Origin of the sequence: Paenactinomyces guangxiensis (assembly GCF_016055185.1) — a bacterium.
Classification (GTDB): Bacteria; Bacillota; Bacilli; order Thermoactinomycetales; family Thermoactinomycetaceae; genus Paenactinomyces; species Paenactinomyces guangxiensis.
Map to the genome: position 1 here is coordinate 40833 of NZ_JAECVR010000012.1, position 19382 is coordinate 60214.

Annotated in this window: 19 protein-coding genes and 1 pseudogene; 14 read left to right on the plus strand and 6 right to left on the minus strand. The window is 45.8% G+C overall.

All coding sequences use genetic code 11. The features are described from left to right. Nucleotides 1-28 precede the first annotated feature (28 nt). Together I8U27_RS12070 and I8U27_RS12075 are read right to left on the minus strand one after the other, a co-directional pair. Nucleotides 29-394 (minus strand): DUF2512 family protein, encoded by a 366-nt coding sequence (locus I8U27_RS12070; RefSeq protein WP_181752390.1) that lies wholly within the window; start codon nucleotides 392-394, stop codon nucleotides 29-31. 130 nt (nucleotides 395-524) lie between these two features. Then, nucleotides 525-731 carry a hypothetical protein gene (locus I8U27_RS12075; protein WP_181752389.1) on the minus strand — a complete coding sequence of 69 codons (207 nt, stop codon included), beginning with the start codon at nucleotides 729-731 and terminating at the stop codon, nucleotides 525-527. A 362-nt stretch (nucleotides 732-1093) separates the two neighbouring features. Here I8U27_RS12075 and ligD point away from each other — a divergent pair, with 362 nt between their 5' ends. Continuing rightward, nucleotides 1094-1996: a non-homologous end-joining DNA ligase gene (gene ligD / locus I8U27_RS12080; protein WP_181752388.1), complete on the plus strand. Its 903-nt coding sequence runs from the start codon at nucleotides 1094-1096 to the stop codon at nucleotides 1994-1996. 61 nt (nucleotides 1997-2057) lie between these two features. Beyond that, nucleotides 2058-3365 carry an amidohydrolase family protein gene (locus tag I8U27_RS12085; protein ID WP_181752387.1) on the plus strand — a complete coding sequence of 436 codons (1308 nt, stop codon included), beginning with the start codon at nucleotides 2058-2060 and terminating at the stop codon, nucleotides 3363-3365. Between the two features lie 81 nt (nucleotides 3366-3446). On the opposite strand, the gene I8U27_RS12090 is transcribed toward I8U27_RS12085, so the two are convergent. Then, nucleotides 3447-3641 (minus strand): hypothetical protein, encoded by a 195-nt coding sequence (locus I8U27_RS12090; RefSeq protein WP_181752386.1) that lies wholly within the window; start codon nucleotides 3639-3641, stop codon nucleotides 3447-3449. A 169-nt stretch (nucleotides 3642-3810) separates the two neighbouring features. Here I8U27_RS12090 and I8U27_RS12095 point away from each other — a divergent pair, with 169 nt between their 5' ends. The 6 genes from I8U27_RS12095 (at nucleotide 3811) to I8U27_RS12120 (ending at nucleotide 10058) form a co-directional block, all read left to right on the plus strand. Beyond that, nucleotides 3811-4491, plus strand: coding sequence for a hypothetical protein (locus I8U27_RS12095; RefSeq protein ID WP_181752385.1), 681 nt, complete (start codon nucleotides 3811-3813; stop codon nucleotides 4489-4491). A 190-nt stretch (nucleotides 4492-4681) separates the two neighbouring features. Next, nucleotides 4682-5212, plus strand: coding sequence for a hypothetical protein (locus tag I8U27_RS12100; RefSeq protein ID WP_181752384.1), 531 nt, complete (start codon nucleotides 4682-4684; stop codon nucleotides 5210-5212). Continuing rightward, on the plus strand, nucleotides 5205-6719 hold the full coding sequence (locus tag I8U27_RS12105) for an AAA family ATPase (protein ID WP_181752383.1): 1515 nt from the start codon (nucleotides 5205-5207) through the stop codon (nucleotides 6717-6719). Before I8U27_RS12100 ends, I8U27_RS12105 begins: the two co-directional genes overlap by 8 nt. A 19-nt stretch (nucleotides 6720-6738) precedes the next feature. Then, nucleotides 6739-7632: a 3-hydroxyacyl-CoA dehydrogenase family protein gene (locus I8U27_RS12110; RefSeq protein WP_309506147.1), complete on the plus strand. Its 894-nt coding sequence runs from the start codon at nucleotides 6739-6741 to the stop codon at nucleotides 7630-7632. Then, nucleotides 7629-8828, plus strand: coding sequence for an acetate/propionate family kinase (locus tag I8U27_RS12115; RefSeq protein ID WP_181752382.1), 1200 nt, complete (start codon nucleotides 7629-7631; stop codon nucleotides 8826-8828). Before I8U27_RS12110 ends, I8U27_RS12115 begins: the two co-directional genes overlap by 4 nt. Before the next feature lie 54 nt (nucleotides 8829-8882). Then, nucleotides 8883-10058 (plus strand): pyridoxal phosphate-dependent aminotransferase, encoded by a 1176-nt coding sequence (locus I8U27_RS12120; protein ID WP_181752381.1) that lies wholly within the window; start codon nucleotides 8883-8885, stop codon nucleotides 10056-10058. Between the two features lie 91 nt (nucleotides 10059-10149). Here the strand turns inward: I8U27_RS12120 and I8U27_RS12125 are convergent, their stop codons facing one another. Next, nucleotides 10150-10401, minus strand: a complete 252-nt coding sequence (locus tag I8U27_RS12125) for a YkuS family protein (protein ID WP_181752380.1) — start codon at nucleotides 10399-10401, stop codon at nucleotides 10150-10152. A gap of 174 nt (nucleotides 10402-10575) precedes the next feature. Here I8U27_RS12125 and I8U27_RS12130 point away from each other — a divergent pair, with 174 nt between their 5' ends. The 5 genes and pseudogenes from I8U27_RS12130 (at nucleotide 10576) to aceB (ending at nucleotide 17108) form a co-directional block, all read left to right on the plus strand. After that, nucleotides 10576-11229: a GntR family transcriptional regulator gene (locus I8U27_RS12130; protein WP_181752379.1), complete on the plus strand. Its 654-nt coding sequence runs from the start codon at nucleotides 10576-10578 to the stop codon at nucleotides 11227-11229. Between the two features lie 90 nt (nucleotides 11230-11319). Beyond that, the gene (locus I8U27_RS12135; RefSeq protein ID WP_181752378.1) at nucleotides 11320-12669 is read left to right on the plus strand and encodes an FAD-binding oxidoreductase; all 1350 of its coding nucleotides are present in this window, start codon (nucleotides 11320-11322) and stop codon (nucleotides 12667-12669) included. Between the two features lies 1 nt (nucleotide 12670). Continuing rightward, nucleotides 12671-13888, plus strand: a pseudogene (locus tag I8U27_RS20655) ((Fe-S)-binding protein); the annotation flags it as partial. Nucleotides 13889-13957: 69 nt separating this feature from the next. Next, nucleotides 13958-15442, plus strand: coding sequence for an FAD-linked oxidase C-terminal domain-containing protein (locus I8U27_RS12140; RefSeq protein ID WP_374057930.1), 1485 nt, complete (start codon nucleotides 13958-13960; stop codon nucleotides 15440-15442). Between the two features lie 64 nt (nucleotides 15443-15506). After that, a complete protein-coding gene (gene aceB / locus I8U27_RS12145; protein WP_181752377.1) occupies nucleotides 15507-17108 on the plus strand; it encodes a malate synthase A in 1602 nt (533 codons plus the stop codon). A gap of 91 nt (nucleotides 17109-17199) precedes the next feature. On the opposite strand, the gene I8U27_RS12150 is transcribed toward aceB, so the two are convergent. Then, nucleotides 17200-18312 carry a site-specific integrase gene (locus I8U27_RS12150; protein WP_181752376.1) on the minus strand — a complete coding sequence of 371 codons (1113 nt, stop codon included), beginning with the start codon at nucleotides 18310-18312 and terminating at the stop codon, nucleotides 17200-17202. Nucleotides 18313-18661: 349 nt separating this feature from the next. On the opposite strand from I8U27_RS12150, the gene I8U27_RS12155 reads away from it, so the two are divergent. Beyond that, entirely contained in the window at nucleotides 18662-18895 is a 234-nt protein-coding gene (locus I8U27_RS12155; RefSeq protein ID WP_181752375.1) for a hypothetical protein, read from the plus strand. Nucleotides 18896-18928: 33 nt separating this feature from the next. On the opposite strand, the gene I8U27_RS12160 is transcribed toward I8U27_RS12155, so the two are convergent. Further along, nucleotides 18929-19276, minus strand: coding sequence for a helix-turn-helix domain-containing protein (locus I8U27_RS12160; RefSeq protein ID WP_181752374.1), 348 nt, complete (start codon nucleotides 19274-19276; stop codon nucleotides 18929-18931). Nucleotides 19277-19382: the final 106 nt, after the last annotated feature.

Consider the following 19382-nt stretch of genomic DNA (forward strand, 5'->3'; position numbering starts at 1 on the left):
CAGGTTGCAATGGGATTGATTGTATTACTTAAGATTCTCTTGCCCCATCATTGAAAACACGGAAGAGATACTTATGAAAGAACCATTCGCCAATAGCTATACCTGCTGCTGAGAGGGCCGAGGCTTGAAAGGCAGGAAAGATCAAATCGTCCGTATGATACAGAGTGACCATGGACCATATAACAATAAAGCTGAGTACAAGGTCACCAAGTGTCGCAAGTGTATTTCCAATCCGCGGCATAAGGAGAATATCACCTAAATATCCAATCAGTGTTACAGCCAAACCGGTTAGGGCTACTGCCGTAAAAGGCACTGCAAATCTGAATCCCAAGATAAGATAAAGAATGGCAGTGCTCATGACAAATTTTATCAATAGAGCAGTTACATGTTTCATGAAAATAGAGTCCTTTCATTTTTTAAAAAAAGTATCACCCGGACTGATTCATTTCAAACACAACTCCCCAAAAAACATGAACAAAGACATCTCTAATGGCAAGAGATGTCTTTTGGTGTGAATGAGCACTTTAATAACGTCTGCGGCGCCTGCGCGGTGGGGGGGAAGGAATAATGGGGAAAATGGGAAATGGTGGGTAAAAGTATGGCGGATAGTAGGGCGGGTATACTGGTGGATAGTAGGGCGGATAGAACTGTTGCTGGATTTCCGGCTGATTAACTTCAGTCATGATTGAAATATCTGTTTCGTAACCATAAGAAGGGTTATTTGGATACAAGATAAAAACCTCCTTTTTCCGCTATGATTACCACGGTACAAACGGACCAAATCGAAAAAACCCGAAAAACGGAAAGGGTCGGAAGAAGGGTACAATGGGGAACACCGGGAAAAACGGAGCCCATTGTCTTACTTCCGGTGAGTTCAACGAAGCCTGGTTGAATTCAACAGGATAAAGGTTTGGATCATGGTAAAATGGTTCGGTCTCACAACCGGTTGTATTTGTTCATATTCCGGTTGTTTGTAATCATGGGACATCATGAACCCTCTTAAGCGTAATCTCTTTCATACGTTACTTTATGTCATAGCAGTCTGTTTGGTCATATGTCCTGGTTGAATTGGGCTAAAACACAAGGAGAAAATATGAGTCAATACCGTTTGGTTCAAATTGATGGAGTTGAGATCAAAATCTCCAATCCGGATAAACTTCTGTTTCCCCAGGCAAATATATCCAAATGGGACTATGTGCTGTCCTGTACCCGCCTGGCTCCGTTTCTTCTTCCTTACTGTAAGGATCGGCATCTGACAACCATACGCTACCCTGATGGGGTGAATAATGAATCATTTTTTCAAAAAAATGCTCCTGCTCATCGTCCCGAATGGGTGATGACGAAAACCGAAGGGGATATTGAATATATCTTGTTAAACAATACTCCTACGTTAATATGGCTGGCTAACTTGGCTTGTCTGGAATTCCATGTTTCCTTTAACGTGGCAAACAATCCGAATCGGCCAAGTGAAGTCGTTTTTGATCTGGACCCCAGTACGGATGACTTTTCACGGGTTGTTGAAGTCGCTCTCTATACGCGGGAAATTTTGCACCAGATGGATCTGGACGGAGTGGTTAAGACCTCGGGAGCCAGCGGATTACAGGTTTATGTTCCGATTGAGCCAGAGTATTGTTATGAAGATACACGCAAGGTGAACCGGTTTATTGCTTATTATCTGGCTGAACAGTATCCTGACTTAATCACGATTGAACGGCGGGTGCAACATCGTGGGGATAAAGTTTATTTTGACTATCTGCAGCATTGGAAAAACAAAACGCTCATTGCCCCCTATTCACCTCGCGGCAAACCCGAAGCGACCGTATCCACGCCTTTGAAATGGGAGGAGTTAACTCCTGCGCTCTCTCCAAAACAGTGGACCCTTGCAACCGTTTTTCAACGACTCGAGCAATTGGGAGATTTATTTCAGCCTGTTTACCGTGGGCCGCGGTATGTCCTGGAACCCATTTTGAAATTTATTGAAAGACACAAGCTTTAATTCCCTTGTCTTTTGGTTCTATTTACGTTATGTTAGTCAAAACATAAATGAAGAGGAGGAAATGTTTTTGAAACGAATCTTCACCAATGCACTTTTGCTCCCTATGTCAGAGGAGGACTCCCCTGTTTTTCAGGGTGCTATGGGCATAGAAGGAGATCGGATTACATATATGGGGCCTGTTCCGCCAGCAGAACAGCTGGAGACTTATGATGAAGTGATTGACTTTAACGGTAAAGCAATCCTGCCCGGTTTTATCAATACTCATTGTCATGCGGCGATGTCTTTGCTACGCGGCTATGCAGATGACTTGCCATTAAAAAAATGGTTAGAAGAAGAAATGTGGCCGTTAGAAGCACGTTTTACACAGCGGCAGGTACATGCCGGGACCTCTTTATCTGTACTGGAAATGATAAAATCGGGAACCACTTGTTTTCTTGATATGTATGATCATATGGATACCGTAGGGGAAGTCGTCACCGAAGCAGGGATTCGCGCCTGTCTTTGCCGCGGGGTGATCGGGTTCGGAAGTGATGAATTAAGAGAGCATAAGTTCAAAGAAGCCGTACAGTTTGCAACAGAGTGGCATGGGCAGGCCAACGGACGGATCACAACGATGTTGTCCCCGCACGCCCCCTATACCTGCTCACCGGAATATATCCGTCAGTTTGTGGAAAAAGCGGCGGAGCTGAATCTGCCTCTTCATACGCATATGTCAGAAACGGCCGCCGAGGTGCAACAAAACGTGGATGATTACGGAGTGCGTCCGGTAGAACATTTACGCAGACTCGGATTTTTTGACCTCCCTTCTTTAGTGGCTCATGCTGTTCATTTAACTGATGAAGAGATAGATATCCTGTTTGAATATGATGTTAAAATCGCTCACAACCCGGGCAGTAATCTCAAGTTGGGAAGCGGAGTCGCTCCGATCCCCAAAATGATTCAAAAAGGGATCCGCCCCTCCCTGGCAACAGATGGAGCAGCAAGCAACAACAATCTTGATTTGTTGGAGGAAATACATCTGGCTGCGCTGATTCATAAAGGAGTTAATGAAGACCCTGAAGCAGTCCCGGCCCAAACAGCGTTGCGGATGGGAACCATCTATGGAGCGGAATCACTTTTTTTAGAGGGGCAAATCGGTACACTGGAAACAGGGAAAAAAGCGGACTTCATTACCATTGATCTGACGGGTCCCCATATGCAGCCCCTTCATGATGTCATATCACACATTGTTTATTCCGCTTCCCGCAGTGATGTCATCGATGTTTACATTGATGGAAAACCCATCATGCGTAACCGCGAATGTCTTACATTAGATGAAGAGAAAATTCGTTATGAAGCCATTCAGGCTTTTCAAGCAATTGCCAAATAAAAAAACCCGCCAATTAACTGGCAGGTGGTAAATAAAGGCGGAAGGTATAGGCAGGAGATTCAAAGTTATACTAAAGTCAGGTTATACTTTCATATCTATCTCCAAGCGGAAGCGAAGCGGAAGTTCTTCTTCCTGATTAAACCAGTCGCGCTGCCGGGCTGAGGGGGACGCCCAGGACTCTGCATAGATAAATGATTCCACTTGTTTCAGTTCTTCTTGCGTCAAATGAGCCTGCAACAAATCATAAATCCAACCGGGAGAAGGGGAAAACGACATTCAACTCACCTCCCTTGTTGCGTATTTTTATTATCACCTAACGACAAACCGATATGAGTTACACATTTTACACCTATGCCCATTTATATGGGCTTTTTTCTTTGTTTTAGTGCTAAAAAAATCAAATAGTTCGTAAGATGAATGCAAAACACGAAAGGAGGGGAAGTGTATGCGTCTTTTTGCAGGTCTTATTTGTTTCCTTTTTCTGACTTCCTGTTCACTTCAATCGTCGTCGGAGACCCATTTGCAATCGGCTAAAGAAAATGTACTTGCCATGAAAGAAAAACAATTGAACCGGGAAGTCCGGTTGGTGTTTTCCCAAAAGCTCGATCAGAGCAGTTATCCCTTTAAGGTACGGGTTAAAAAAGATGGTAAAGTCAGTGAATTGGAGGGCAGACAATTTTATGAAGACTGGTCATTACAGAACAGGCATACGAATCAAATTCGCCTGGAGAAAAAGAATAGACAAGTGTTTATTTATTATTCCAATCAAAAAGAGACGTTATCATTAACTCAGGCGGGTCTTGTGTCACCAAGAGATCATTTGATTTTGATCAGAGATATGGCTCAAAATATTCGCGAGCTTTCTGCGATTAGGGTTCATGGCAAAAAAGCCGTACTTGCGGAAGTGAAGATAAATGAAGAAAAACTGGCTCAGCGATTGAAGGGTCGTATTTCGTCACCGCATGAACTTAATGCATTCTCGGGTATTTCCAATAAAGTCAAAGTGATTTACCTGCTTTCCTATATACCCGCCTCGAAAGAGTTACTGAGATTGCGTGTGAAAATTAACTCTCCAGATTCTCTGCAATATCAGGAAATTACGTATGATTTTGCTTCATCAAGCTGACCTTTGCGTAATTATTTAAACCTTTCCAAATGGAAGCCATGTAGCCGAACATGGCTTTTTTTATGCAATAGTATCAGTCGTGTTGCCTGCTATGTGATTTCCAATCTTTCCTTTCAATTAACGTATATATATTATGATATACTTTTTATGTATTTTTTATTATACAGGTAAGAAAGGAGGCGTGACATCAGTGAAAGCTCAAGCAAATGTTACAGTAATCAGTCTGTTTGTCACGCTGTTTGTTTTGTTTGGAAGTTTTTTCGGATACCAATGGTGGTTTGTCAAAAAACCATTAGAATCTGTGATTAAGTCTTCCCCTCATGTGACTCTGAAACAGATGAAGGTTCAACCAGCAGAAGTAAAAATTGTTTTAAAGGCAGACCCGGAGTTTAAGCTTGTTTCTGATTACGATCCGCTCAGGAAAAAATTAAAGCAGATCAGCGGTAACCGAAACCTTGAATTGCAGGTGATGGATGATCCGGGTCCGGAACTGAAAAACGCCTGGAACGAGATGGTATTTGGAGTAGAGGAAGGAATCGCGGGAAAACAGTATACAAAAATACCCCAAACAGTCGCTAAAGTGGCTAAGGATAGACAAATTGGATACAAAACTAAAATGGATGATGATTTTATTTATATTGAACTGTATAAGAAAGATCGTTTTATGTACCAGGTACTCCCTTTGCATAAAATCGAAGGAGGGGTGAAGACTAATGGTTAAAGCGATTGCGATTGGAACAGGTTTGGGGATTGTTGTTTTTTTGATTTACCTGGGGGTTAATCCATTGCCTCTTTTGATTTTTGCCGGAATTATAGCTGCTCTCGTCTTCGTGTCCGGAACCGGTGTAAATCAGCGGGGTTTTGGTGCCAATAAAAAAAGAAACAGCCGCAAAGACTCAATCCCTACCGTCGCCTTTGATGATATCGGGGGGCAAGAGCGGGCAAAAAAGGAATTAATGGAGGCACTGGACTTCTTAATCTTTCATGATCAGATAGTTACGTACGGAATTCGGCCTATTAAAGGAATTTTGTTATCTGGTCCGCCGGGGACAGGGAAAACTCTGATGGCCAAGGCTGCTGCCCACTATACAAATTCTGTGTTTGTGAGTTCTTCCGGCAGTGAATTTGTGGAAATGTATGTGGGGGTAGGTGCTCAACGCATCCGGGATCTGTTCCGGGATGCACGGACTCTTGCCAGGAAAAAACGCAAGACTAGCGCAATTATTTTTATTGATGAGATTGATGTCATCGGCGGAAAAAGGGAAGGATCGCAACATCGGGAGTATGACCAAACGCTGAATCAACTGTTGACGGAAATGGACGGGATTATAAGTAACCAGGATATTCGCATCCTGGTTATAGCTGCTACCAATCGCAAAGATATGCTGGATGCTGCTTTGCTCCGGCCGGGACGATTTGACAGGCATATCACGGTGGATCTCCCTGACAAAAAAGCACGTCTGCAAATTCTAAATTTGCACACACGCAATAAGCCTTTGTGTCCCGATGTTGATTTGGAACAGGTTGCCAGTGAGACCTTTGGTTTTTCCGGTGCTCAATTAGAAAGCTTAACCAATGAAGCCGCAATTTATGCAATGCGGGAAAAACAGGAACAGATTCAGCAAAAACATCTCTCCCTTGCCATCGATAAAATAATGATGGGCGAGAAAACTGACCGTGAGGCCACTCAGGAGGAGAAAGAGCGAGTGGCGATCCATGAACTGGGTCATGCGATTATCTCGGAATTGGTTAGGCCCGGATCGGTATCGCAAGTGTCTCTGGCTCCCCGGGGACAAGCATTGGGGTATGTCCGCCATCATCCTGAACAGGATCGCTATCTTTACACAAGACAAAATTTGGAAGATCAGATCAAGGTCTGTTTGGCTGGTGCTGCTGCTGAACAGTATATATACAGAAACAAAAGCACCGGGGCCCGCAACGATTATGAGCAGGCCAACAGATATGCACGAATACTCATTGAAGCAGGTTTGTCTCAATTGGGAATTATTGACCCGGAACTGATCAGCAAAGAAAAAATGCATGAGGAAACAACCAAAATTATCCGGCAATGTTTTGAACGGACCTTTCAGCATATACGTCAATTCCACACTTTATTCCAGAACTGCTTGCACATTCTTTTAAAAGAAGAAGTATTGTCCGGCGATGAGTTCCGAAATTTGTTAAAGCAATATGCTCATGAAACTGCTAAAATAGACAGGGTTAATTGAGCGAAAGGAGTACCAACCAGTGGCAAATATTCAACATATCGTAGTCATAGGTGGGGGAACCATGGGGCAGGGAATTGCAGAACTGCTCTCTTCCAAAGGGTTAGAAACCACCTTACTCGAACAAACAAATGAACTCGCCCAGCAAGCATATCATCATATTGAAATGAGCTTAGATAAAAAGCTGTCCAAGTGGGGAATTACGGCTGCCGAAAAAAAGTCGACTCTGTCCCGCCTTCACGCGACCATTGACAGAGAGGTTCTTCGAGATGCAGATTTTGTGATCGAATCAGTCTATGAAGATCTTGAAGCAAAAAAGCAGATTTTTGATTTATGCGACCAACTGTGCCGTCAGGAAGTGGTATTGGCGAGCAACACCTCTACCCTCAGTTTAACGGAAATAGCGGCAACTACCCGACGGCCGGATAAAGTCATTGGTCTCCACTTTGTCCATCCGGTACCCCGAATTCCTTTGGTAGAAGTTGTCCGAGGGTTAAAAACTTCCCAGCAGACAGTTGATACCGTGATCAGCCTGCTTTCTGAACTTGAGCTGGAAGGTGTCGAAGTTTATGAATCACCGGGTTTTGTAACGACCCGGCTTATAATCCTTTTGATCAATGAAGCTCTCTACACGCTGATGGAAGGTGTCGCCAGTGCCGAAGACATTGACCGGGCGATGAAAATTGGTTATCAATTCCATGCAGGGCCATTGGAGATGGCAGACCGCTTTGGGCTGGATTCAGTCCTGGCGGCATCTGAACGCCTGTTCCGGGAGTTTGGCGATACGAAATTCAGACCTGCATCGCTGTTAAAGAAAATGGTACGAGCCGGTCATTTAGGTGTCAAAACAGGGGAAGGATTTTTCCGTTATGATGAAGACGGAGACAGGATTGACAACGAGGTGGGTCGCTCATGAAAATTTTAGTGATTAATTGCGGGAGCTCTTCAATTAAATATCAATTATTTGAAATGGCTGATGAGTCCGTTTTGGCTTCAGGACTGGTTGAGAAGATTGGAACGGAAAGTGCGATTATTAAACACGAGATACCGGGCAAAGATGAAAAAGTGGTAACAGGTGAGATTTTAGATCACCGTGCTGGTCTGAATCGTGTGCTCTCTTTATTGATGAGCAAAGAAGACGGTGTCATCCGGAGCGCGGAAGAGGTTGAAGCAGTGGGACATCGTGTGGTTCACGGCGGGGAGTATTTTTCCAGCTCTGCAATCATCACCAGCGAGGTGCGTCAGGCAATCCGCAAGACGATTGACCTGGCCCCTCTACATAACCCGCCGAATTTACTCGGTATCGACGCAGCGCAACACCAGCTTCCTCATGCCGCACATGTAGCTGTGTTTGATACAGCTTTCCACCAGACCATGCCGGAACACGCTTATATGTATCCGCTGCCCCGTGTTTTGTACCATAAGCATAAAATCCGCCGCTATGGATTTCACGGTACCTCTCATAAATATGTGACGATCCGGGCGGCAGAGTTTTTGCAAAAGCCGTTGGAAACACTAAAAATGGTTTCCTGTCATATTGGAAACGGAGCTAGTATTGCCGCTGTCCAAAATGGAAAGTCCATCGATACCAGTATGGGAATGACACCGTTGGAAGGTTTAATGATGGGAACCCGCTGCGGGGATATCGACCCGGCCATCGTCCCCTTTGTCATCGCCAAAGAAGAGTTAACCCTGGGTGAAGTAAAGTCCATGATGAATAAACATAGCGGTTTATTAGGAGTTTCCGGGCTCTCCGGGGATATGCGTGAAGTGACCGAAGCGATGTTTGACGGCAATCCAGCAGCTAAGCTGGCGGTTGATATGTATGTGTATAAATTGAGAAAAATGATTGGCTCGTATATCGCTGCCATGAACGGAGCGGACGTAATCATTTTTACTGCCGGTGTCGGAGAAAATGCATCCCTCATTCGCCAGCGGGTTTGCGAGGGACTGACGTTCTTTGGGGTTGAACTGGATGAGGAGATCAATGCTGAACGAAGTAAAGAGGAGCGGCGAATCAGCACAGCGAAATCCAAAATTGAAGTCTTAGTTATCCCCACCAACGAGGAATTAATGATTGCCAGGGAAACAAAATCTCTGGTCGAATCTTGATGACAGTGTTAAGATGAGAGAAAATATCCATATCCGATGGGGGAGGGGCGAATATTGAAGTTATCGAAACGAGTGCAGCAGTTATCTCCATCACCAACCCTGGCGATTACAGCTAAAGCGAAAGCATTAAGGCAAAAAGGTCAGGATGTGATCGGGTTAGGTGCCGGAGAACCAGACTTTAATACGCCTGAACATATTTTGCATGCGGCAAGGGAAGCGATGGATGAAGGTCATACGAAGTATACGGCTTCCGGCGGGATTCCCGAGTTAAAACAAGCGATTATCCAAAAGTTGGAACGTGACAACGGACTGAGTTATCAACCCGGCCAGATTATTGTTACCGTTGGTGCCAAACACGGTTTATATAATCTGTTCCAGGTTTTGCTCGATGAAGGGGATGAAGTGATTATCCCCGCACCTTATTGGGTCAGTTATATTGAACAAGTAAAATTAGCCGGCGGTGTGCCTGTGGTTATTGACGGGAAAGAGGAACAGCAGTTTAAAATCACGCCTGCCCAGTTAAAAGATGCCATTACTGAACGGACCAAAGCGATCTTGATCAACAGCCCTTCCAATCCGACCGGAATGTTGTACAATAGGGAGGAATTACGTGCCCTGGGAGAGATCTGTATTCAAAAAGATCTTCTGATCATCTCTGATGAAATTTATGAGCATCTGATCTATGGCGGTGAGGAGCATGTCAGCATCGCCAGTTTGGGACCCGAGTTTTATAAGAGAACCGTGGTTATTAACGGAGTTTCCAAAACCTACTCTATGACGGGCTGGCGCATTGGATTTGCGGCCGGGCCGGCGGAAATCATCAAAGCCATGACAGACTTATCCAGCCATAGTACCTCCAACCCGACATCGGTTGCCCAATATGCTGCAATTGCAGCTCTCACAGGAACACAGGAACCTGTAGGGAAAATGAAAGAAGCGTTTAAGAAGCGCCGCGATTATGTGATCAAGCGCGTGAATGCTATCCCGGGATTTCATTGCCAAATCCCGCCGGGTGCCTTCTACGCATTTGTTAACATTCGCGGAGCCTTAAATGGGAAATATAAAACTCCTGATGAATGGGCTGAAGCGTTGCTGGAAAAAGAACTTGTTGCCGTTGTCCCCGGTTCAGGATTTGGTTCCAATGATCACATCCGCATTTCCTATGCCACCTCGATGGAACAATTGGAAAAAGCTCTGGACCGGATTGAACGGTTTGTGAAACAAAGCTGATTCTTTCATATCAAAAACCCATCGCCTGTTAAGGATTCAGGTGATGGGTTTTTGTTTTACGGTTTCACATTTGTAGAGATTGATGTCCTATTTATTGAGGCAGTTGTTGCAAACGTTCATGAACCTGCTCCGGAGTCAGACCATGGGCATTAATGACAGGGCAATTTTGAACAATATCCTGCATTCCCATCAGATTCACATCCATTCCTGAAATGACAATGGCAGAGTAATTGTTTTGCGCATTTTGTATGTTGGAAGCATCCAAAGGTTCAACTTGGTACCCTTGCTGAGATAAGAATTCCCGGATGGGTGAAAGGTTTGGTTCAACCGCAATACGGTTCATAGATACGCCTCCTTTTGTAATCATATAAAATAGTTTGATTCTAAAAGGAGCGATCTATACAGAATCAAGGTAAAAGTCTCAGTTGTTTCTTTAAAATAACGTAATATTATGTATAATATATTATATATGATTTATCACACTTGTATAAAATATTTGCAAGAAAGGAGGTTAACGGTGGATCTTTTGCTACCAAACACAAAAACACTCAAGGACCAGGCTTTTAGCATTTTAAAGGAGGCGATTATTCGGGGCATTTTACACGACGGTGAAATGATTACAGAACGGCGTGCCCTTGAACAATTTCATATTAGTAGAACGCCGTTTCGTGAGGCCGTTCAAAGCCTTGAAGCTAAAGGATGGGTTACCAGTATTCCTTATAAAGGAACTTTTATCAACCCGATTACCATTAAGGATATTCATGATATCTTTGAACTGCGATTAATGCTGGAAACTTCCGTAGTCAAGAAAATTCAATCAAATATGAGTCAAGAAAGCTTGAATCAACTAGAAGTGATCACCAAATCAATGAACACAAATCATTTACAGCAAGGTGATTACGAATTCATGTTATTAGATAAAGATTTTCATCATGTGCTGTTTAAGTTAACCAATAATCAAAAATTGATCGCTGTTTTTGAACAAACTTCTGACATTATTTGCCGAATCGGTATGCGTGTTTTACATCGTGAATCGAGAAGAGAGGAAGTTATTGCTGAACATCAACAGATTATTGACGGACTAAAAAACGGAACAGCGGAAAAAGAAATGGCGCAACATTTGGAGAAACAAAAACAGTCTTTTATCCACCTTTACGGAAAATCAGACTAAAAATTGACTTTTACATTCCGGCTTATGACTAAGTGTCTCTGATCCTAAAATTTCAGCCAGCCACTGATAAATGGGGAGAGGAGTATGCCTGTGAGCGAAACCGATTTGACGAAGAGCGGAATAGGCAGACTAATTGAACAGTTGGGCCCCGGCAGGGTGGAATTATCTCGCTGCAAAAAATCGGATTATGAGTTGCAGGCTGAAGCAACCGTCTATGTTGAGACGGAAGACCAAATTCGCACCGTTATGCGCTGGGCTTCCACAGAAGGTGTAGCAGTCATTCCCCAGGGAAAAGGAGCATGGGCTACATATGGAAATCCGGTTTTCCGACGGTCGATTATTATATCGCTCATACGTATGAACGGGATTGTCGAACATTCCGCCGGTGACCTGACGGTGACTGTTCAACCCGGCACCGAACTGGCATCTTTGCAAAAACACCTGAAAGAAAAAAGACAAATGCTTCCATTGGATCCCGGTTGGCCTGAACATGCCACTGTGGGAGGTATTGTGGCAACAGGATTTACGGGGCCTAAACGGCTGAAATACGGGCTTCCGCGTGACTGGGTAATCGGGATGAGAATGGTCCTGGCAGATGGACGAACGATCCGTACCGGTGGAAAAGTGGTCAAAAATGTGGCGGGATATGACATGAATAAATTATTTGTCGGGTCGATGGGAACGCTGGGGATCATTACTGAGTGCACATTTAAATTACGCCCTGTTCCTCCTGCTGAGGCAGCTTTGATACTAGAAGCCCCCAACACGGATGTTATTCGAGGCTTTTGTTATCGCGTATTTAATTCCTCACTGGAACCGACTGCGCTGGAGATGGTTAACACCTTCGCCATGAAGGCTCTTCTTGGAAGTAGCGATTCGGGCTGCGGGTTGGTGATCGGGTTTGAGGATGAGGCAAAAGCGGTAAGTGCAGAGCAAAGTTTGGTTGCCAAATGGGCAAAGGAAGAGGGGCTCTCCATTTGCACCGCCCTGGAGAAGGACCGGGCAGCACAAGTTTGGGAGCGACTACGCAGATTGACCCCGAATGTTTTAGATATGGATGACTCCCGTATTGAAGTTTCTTTGAAAGGAGTGATTCTTCCCGAGCAGGTTGCAGAGAGCATCCAAGTGGCTGGCCGATTGGCGGAGCAACAAGGGATTGAGGCGATTGTGCACGGGGGGATCGGGACGGGAATCATCCGCGTGATCATGTATGCCCCGGCAGAGCGGCTACAGGCGGTGTGTGATTCCGCGAGCCGAATAAGGTCCTGGGTTGAGGAACGGTCTGGCCACTTGGTGGTTGAACATGCCCCTTTATCATTTAAAGAGCGCATCTCTGTCTGGGGACGGCCCCCGGGAGGACTGAATTTGATGCGTCAGTTGAAGGAGCGTCTGGACCCTGGTGATCTGCTAAATCCCGGACGATTTGTAGGAGGGATATAACATGGCTGGCTCCTTTAAAACAAACCCGTCCAAAGGTTATCCGTTTCCGGATCCGCCTGATCAGGACAAGTGGTCAATGTGCATTCATTGCGGGATGTGTTTGGATGCCTGTCCCACTTACCAGGAAGAGGGGCTGGAGCACCATTCACCGCGAGGCCGGGTCCATCTGATCCAAGCAGCAGGTGAAGGGCGTATTGAACTGGGTCAAGGATTGTATGATCCGGTATTCCAATGCCTGGATTGCCGGGCATGTGAAACAGCTTGTCCGTCCGGTGTGCAGGTTGGATCCCTGATTGAGGAAGCGCGTGGTCAGCTATACCAGGCGATGCCGTCAAAAGGCTGGAAAGGGATGGTTAGTCATCTCTTTTTGCGTCATCTGTTTCCCTACCCCAAACGTCTGCATGCCCTTGGAAAGTTGATCCGCATTTATCAACGGTCAGGCCTGCGTTTGCTCCTGAAAAAAACAGGGGTACTTAAATGGATGCCCATTCACTTGCGCAGCATGGAGGCAGTTTTGCCCGAGATCCCAATGTATCCCTCTCTTAAAAGGATCCCCGGGGTAACGCAATCCCAGAGCACGAAACACTATCGTGTTGCCGTATTGACCGGCTGTGTGATGGATGTAATCTACCCTGAAATCAACGAAGCGACCGTTCGCGTGTTGGCCCGTAATGGATGCGAAGTGGTGGTACCAAAGGATCAACGCTGCTGCGGTGCTCTCCAAGTCCATGCAGGTGATCGTGAAACAGCAAAAAAATTAGCGCGGTGTAATATCGATGCCTTTATGAATGCAGGAGCGGACCGGATTATTGTGAATGCAGCCGGGTGTGGCTCTGCGATGAAAGAATACGACGAACTCTTGAAAAATGATCCGGATTACCGGGAAAAAGCGGCCGAGTTTGTCAGCCGGGTGCAAGATGTCACGGCATTTCTGTCGGAGATTGGCTGGGAAGTACCCAAGGGGAGACTGGAAGGCAAGGTAAGTTACCATGATGCCTGTCATCTGGTCCATGGTCAAAAAGTTCAAATTCAGCCCCGTGAATTATTGAAAAGTATCCCTGGGCTAACGTTAGTGGAGATGCCCGGTGCAGACCGCTGTTGCGGCAGTGCAGGAGTATACAATTTAGTTTACCCTGATATGGCCGGGCGCCTGCTGGAACGGAAAATGAATGATGTTCCCAGAGGTGTTGACTGGATCGCCATGGGCAATCCCGGCTGCATGCTGCAAATATCGATGGGTGTGTATCAACACAACGGTCACGAACAAGTTGTCCATACGGTTCAGTTGTTGGACGAGGCTTATCGCAGGGGAGATGATCAGAAACGGATAGGAGGGACACAAGTAGATACCGACAGCGAATTGATTCGCCAACTGGTGCGCTGCGTCGGTGAAAATTCGGTATTACACCGTTATGAGGAGTTAGTATCATACGAGTGTGACGCATATACGTTGCAAAAAGCGATTCCCCGTGCGGTGGTTTTTCCGAAAAACACTGAAGAAGTGGCCCGGGTCGTCCGTTTGCTGAATGAACGGAAGATTCCTTTTATTCCGCGCGGGTCGGGTACTGGCTTGAGTGGAGGAGCCACACCAACTGGCGGGGAGGTGGTGATCAGTCTGGTGCGGATGAACCAGCTTTTGCAGGTCGATTTGCCGAATCGGCGGGCCGTTGTGCAACCGGGGTATATTAACTTGCATTTGACACAGGCTGTTGCGGATCAAGGATATTACTATGCTCCTGATCCTTCAAGTCAACAGGCTTGTACGATTGGCGGAAACGTGGGGGAAAATGCCGGTGGAGCCCATTGCCTGAAGTATGGGGTAACCACTAACCATGTGATTGGAGTCAAGTTGGTGTTGCCCAACGGAGAAATTGTGGAACTGGGCGGGTTAACAGATACGCCGGGATATGACCTGGTCGGATTAATCATCGGTTCAGAGGGAACGTTGGGAATCGTTACCGAAATTACGGTCCGTCTGATGAAACAGCCCGAAAGTGTCCGTACGGTGCTTGCACTGTTTGATGAGGCGGCCGATGCCAGCGAAGCCGTATCAGATATCATTGCCGCCGGGATTTTGCCTGCTGCTTTGGAAATGATGGATACGCTGGCGATTAAAGCGGTGGAAAAAGGAACGTTTCCCGTCGGTTATCCGGAGGATATTGGTGCTGTATTACTGGTAGAAGTAGATGGTGTGGAAGCGGGACTAGATGACCAGATTAAACAGATTGTCGATGTTTGCCGGAAGCACCGGGTTCGTGAAGTCCGCCTGGCAGACTCCGAAGAAGAGCGGAAAAGATGGTGGGCCAACCGAAAAACTGCATTCGGCGCGGTGGGAACCCTCTCCCCTGATTACCTGGTTCAAGACGGAGTTATTCCGCGCAGCCGTCTGCCGGAGGTGCTTGCCCGTGTGGCTGAAATCAGCCGGCAGCAAAGGGTGCGTATCGCTAATGTATTTCACGCCGGAGATGGAAATCTGCATCCGCTGATCATGTTTGATTCCCGTGTTCCGGGGGAGGAGGAACGGGCTGTTCTGGCGGGATCTGCCATTCTTAAAGTGTGTGCCGACGCAGGCGGAAGCATCACCGGTGAGCACGGAGTCGGATTGGAAAAGCGTGACGAGATGTATTACCTCTTTACTGATGAAGAAATTGCTGTCCAAATGGCCGTCCGTGATATTTTCAATCCCGGGGGTCTATGTAATCCCGGCAAAATGTTCCCCTCTCCGGCTCGTTGTGCCGAAGTGAAAAGGCATATCAAACAAGTCTCCAAGTAATGGCAACCTGCCTTACGATTAACTAAGGCATGGATTTTATGTAACCGAAAGGAGTTACCATACTATGGAAAACAAAGTTGATTTGAAAGGAATTGAACTGACCGCATCTGTTCCTGCAGAGTTTGCTGAAATTCTGACCCCGGAAGCGCTGGGCTTTGTTGCCCGGCTGTCTCGCAAATTCTCCCGTACCCGTGAATCTTTATTGAAAAAACGCTCCGAGCGTCAACGAGATATCGACGCCGGAAACCTGCCCGGATTTTTGCCGGAAACGGAGTCGATCCGCCAAGGGGATTGGAAAATTGATCCGGTCCCCGAAAATCTGCAGGATCGGAGGGTTGAGATCACAGGACCTGCAGGTAACCGCAAGATGGTCGTCAACGCCCTCAACTCCGGTGCTAAAGTATTCATGGCTGATTTTGAAGACGCCAACTCTCCCACCTGGGAAAACTCGGTTGGAGGCCAGGTAAACCTGCGGGATGCTATTCGACGCAAGATCGATTTCACCACTCCTGAAGGCAAACGGTATGTGTTAAAGGATAAGGTTGCCACTCTGGTTGTTCGTCCCCGTGGCTGGCACCTTGAAGAAAAGCATATGAAAGTAGACGGCAAACCGGTTCCCGCTGGGTTGTTTGACTTTGGTCTCTACTTTTTCCACAACGCTCAAACTTTGCTGGAAAAAGGCTCCGGCCCATACTTCTACTTGCCGAAGTTAGAAAGTCACCTGGAGGCAAGACTCTGGAACGATGTTTTCGTCTACGCACAAGATACTCTGCATATCCCCCAGGGGACGATCAAAGCCACCGTGTTGATTGAGACGATTCTCGCCGCCTTTGAAATGGATGAAATTCTGTATGAACTTCGCCGTCACTCCGCAGGTCTTAATTGTGGACGATGGGATTATATTTTCAGTTATCTAAAAGTGTTCCGTAACCAACCCGGCACTATCCTGCCCGACCGGCAACAGGTGACCATGACTGTACCGATGATGCGCGCATATACCTTGCTCACCATCCAAACGTGTCATAAGAGAGGAGCTCATGCTATCGGGGGCATGGCTGCACAGATTCCCATCAAAAACGACCCGGCAGCCAACGAAGAAGCTCTAAGGAAGGTGAGGGCTGACAAAGAGCGGGAGGTTACTGACGGGCATGATGGCACTTGGGTAGCACACCCGGGACTGGTTCCGGTTGCTATGTCTGTCTTTGATGAGAAGATGCCGGGTCAGAACCAGGTGCAATTGCAGCGGAACGATGTCCGTGTGACAGCTGAAGATCTGCTGGAAGTGCCAACCGGTACGATCACCGAAGAAGGGTTACGCACAAATGTCCGAGTGGGGATTCAATACATTGAAGAGTGGCTAAAGGGAAATGGAGCGGTCGCCATCAATCATCTCATGGAAGACGCGGCAACTGCTGAAATCTCCCGGGCCCAAGTGTGGCAGTGGATCCGTCACCCGAAAGGAGTGCTGGATGACGGTCGCAAGGTGACATTTGCTCTGTTTGAACAGGTGTTAGAAGAAGAGTTGAATAAAATCCGAAACGAAATAGGGGATGAACGCTTTGCTTCCGGCAAGTACCAAGTCGCCCGCAAGCTGTTCCTGCGGCTGATCAGGGATGAAGCTTTTGTCGACTTCCTCACTCTTCCCGGATACAACCTGTTGGATTAAATTCTAAGGCCCTGTGTATAATCCTGATACACTAACCAAGCAGGAAATCCCTTTATATAAAGGAATTTAGAAAAGGAATAGGCCAAAATGCTCACATTTTGCCCACGTCTCCCATAAATGATTCTATGGCGTCGGCGGCTTCCTTCTGAATAGTTGGAATGAGATGACTATATATATCAAGTGTAATTGATATGCTACTATGGCCCAAGCGTTCGGATACTATTTTAGGGTGAACGCCTTTTTGCAACAGAATCGACGCATGAGTATGGCGCAAATCATGGAACCGGATACGAGGGACCCCGGCAGCCTGTTGAGTTTCGTGAAAAAATTCCGATATTGTGTCCGGGTGATACAATTCACCCTTGCCCGTCGTAAATACAAAATCTGAAGTAATACCTAGTTGCTTATGCTCCTCCTGCTGTCTTTCCCTGTGTATTTTCAAGACGTCCAGGACGGACCGGGAAACATGGATAGACCGCCGTGAATTGGCAGTTTTCCCGCCTTCGTGGATGATTTTAACTTTATCTGAAACCGTCCAGGACCGGGAAACATGAATGATAGAGTTTTCAAAGTCTATGTCTTCCCATTTTAACCCTAATACTTCTCCTCTTCTCATACCTGTCATAAGGGTTAAATAATAAATAGGAAAAGCCCGCCGGGGCCGGGCGACCTCTAGGAACCGGTTGATTTCTTCCGGCGTCCAGACGTTGAAATTCCGTGGTTTTGGCCGCGGGAGTTCTATTCCTGCCGCCGGGTTTTCCTTTATTAACTTCATCTTTACGGCCCAGCCAAGGGACCCGTTGACGACGTTATGAATGGCCTTAATCGAATTCGGGGACAATTCTTTTTCAGCGTAGAACCGGCTTATATGTATCGGCTTTAATTCTGCCAACCGTATCCGGCCAATTGTATCCGATATATAAAAGTTTACGATACGATTGTAGCGGGAAAACGTAGTCTTTTTTACCTTAGGTTTAACATTTTTTAACCAATCGAAAAGAAGTTCGTTAAAAGTCATTTTTGTTTCTTCTATATATTGGCCTCGATTGATGTCCGCCAACAATTCAGCCAGGGCAGCTTCAGCCGCCTTCTTGGTTTTAAAGCCGCCTTTCATCTTCTGACGGCGTTTTCCTGTTACTGGGTCCCGACCAATGTCGACAACGTAGCACCAACCGGCCCCGCGTTTTTTGATGCTTCCCTTCACTTGTCGTCCTCCTTATGCTATAATATACGAACTGACGTTCTTACATAAAAAAGGAGATGGGAACGCTTGGAAACTAACAAGCAACTAACAAACCACTAACAAGGATTTTAACAAACAAACTAACAAGAGGCTAGGCCAATAATATCAATGGTTCTGGCCAATAGTCAACAAACAAACTAACAAGCTAAGACTCTTTAAACTAACAACAACCAAGAATACAAGAATATAAATAATATATGTCGTTTCTTCACCGCTTCACGATAAGGCATTTTGATTTTTACTAAAATTATTGTGGGTAATAGTGTTTTAACCTATAATGAAAGAAACAGAATTCGGGGAGGGGTTAAGAGTGGCCACAAACAAAGAGGACAAAGAGATGAGTGAAGTGAAAAAGATTGTCTTGGATTATTTGGCCTATGTGTTACATACCGCGAAGATTGCCCCGTCGTCAAACGTTAGCGAGATTGTACGTGAGTTAAAAAAGAAAGGTTATATTGATGAAAGTGATTTAAAAAAAGCTGCTTCTATGGATATTGTCCTTTTACTGCCTATTGCTTTTATTGTTAAGTGTTTTTGCGGTTAAAAAGAAAAAAACCGCCCGGTTGTTATTGGGCGGTTATTTTAATTTGTTCCTGATAATAAACTCTAGAAATCCTTTAAGCTGTATCAAGTCCGTTCCCTTCAACTCTACTCCGTCATATGTCAACTCTCCACTCTCTAACAATGTCTTGAGGTTCTTTATTTCTTCCTGGTTGTTACTAATTAGAAAATCGGTTGGGACGTCCAGAACGTCGGCTATATTCGCTAAATTTTGCAAATCGGGTATGCGTGTGCCATTTTCGTAACATGATAACGTAGCCTCTGCAAGACCTGTCTTTCCTGCTAATTCCCTAATAGTTAATTTTTTGTTTTTCCTAGCACGCCGCAGACGAGCCCCGAATTCCTGTCGGGCCTCCTTGTCCATGTTTGACACCTCCTGTTCTCAGGCAACCTCAATTTATATTTTTTTAAATTAGTATCACCGAGAGTAAAAAAACAAAGTGAAATCTTTGCGCTGAATTTAATTTACC

Bases quoted from the DNA above. Each gene is read 5' to 3' on its own strand.
- ligD (WP_181752388.1), top strand. From the start codon at position 1,094: ATGAGTCAATACCGTTTGGTTCAAATTGATGGAGTTGAGATCAAAATC.
- I8U27_RS12085 (WP_181752387.1), top strand. From the start codon at position 2,058: ATGTTTTTGAAACGAATCTTCACCAATGCACTTTTGCTCCCTATGTCA.
- I8U27_RS12115 (WP_181752382.1), top strand. From the start codon at position 7,629: ATGAAAATTTTAGTGATTAATTGCGGGAGCTCTTCAATTAAATATCAA.
- I8U27_RS12070 (WP_181752390.1), bottom strand. From the start codon at position 394: ATGAAACATGTAACTGCTCTATTGATAAAATTTGTCATGAGCACTGCC.
- I8U27_RS12125 (WP_181752380.1), bottom strand. From the start codon at position 10,401: ATGAACCGTATTGCGGTTGAACCAAACCTTTCACCCATCCGGGAATTC.
- I8U27_RS12105 (WP_181752383.1), top strand. From the start codon at position 5,205: ATGGTTAAAGCGATTGCGATTGGAACAGGTTTGGGGATTGTTGTTTTT.
- aceB (WP_181752377.1), top strand. From the start codon at position 15,507: ATGGAAAACAAAGTTGATTTGAAAGGAATTGAACTGACCGCATCTGTT.
- I8U27_RS12090 (WP_181752386.1), bottom strand. From the start codon at position 3,641: ATGTCGTTTTCCCCTTCTCCCGGTTGGATTTATGATTTGTTGCAGGCT.
- I8U27_RS12095 (WP_181752385.1), top strand. From the start codon at position 3,811: ATGCGTCTTTTTGCAGGTCTTATTTGTTTCCTTTTTCTGACTTCCTGT.
- I8U27_RS12160 (WP_181752374.1), bottom strand. From the start codon at position 19,276: ATGGACAAGGAGGCCCGACAGGAATTCGGGGCTCGTCTGCGGCGTGCT.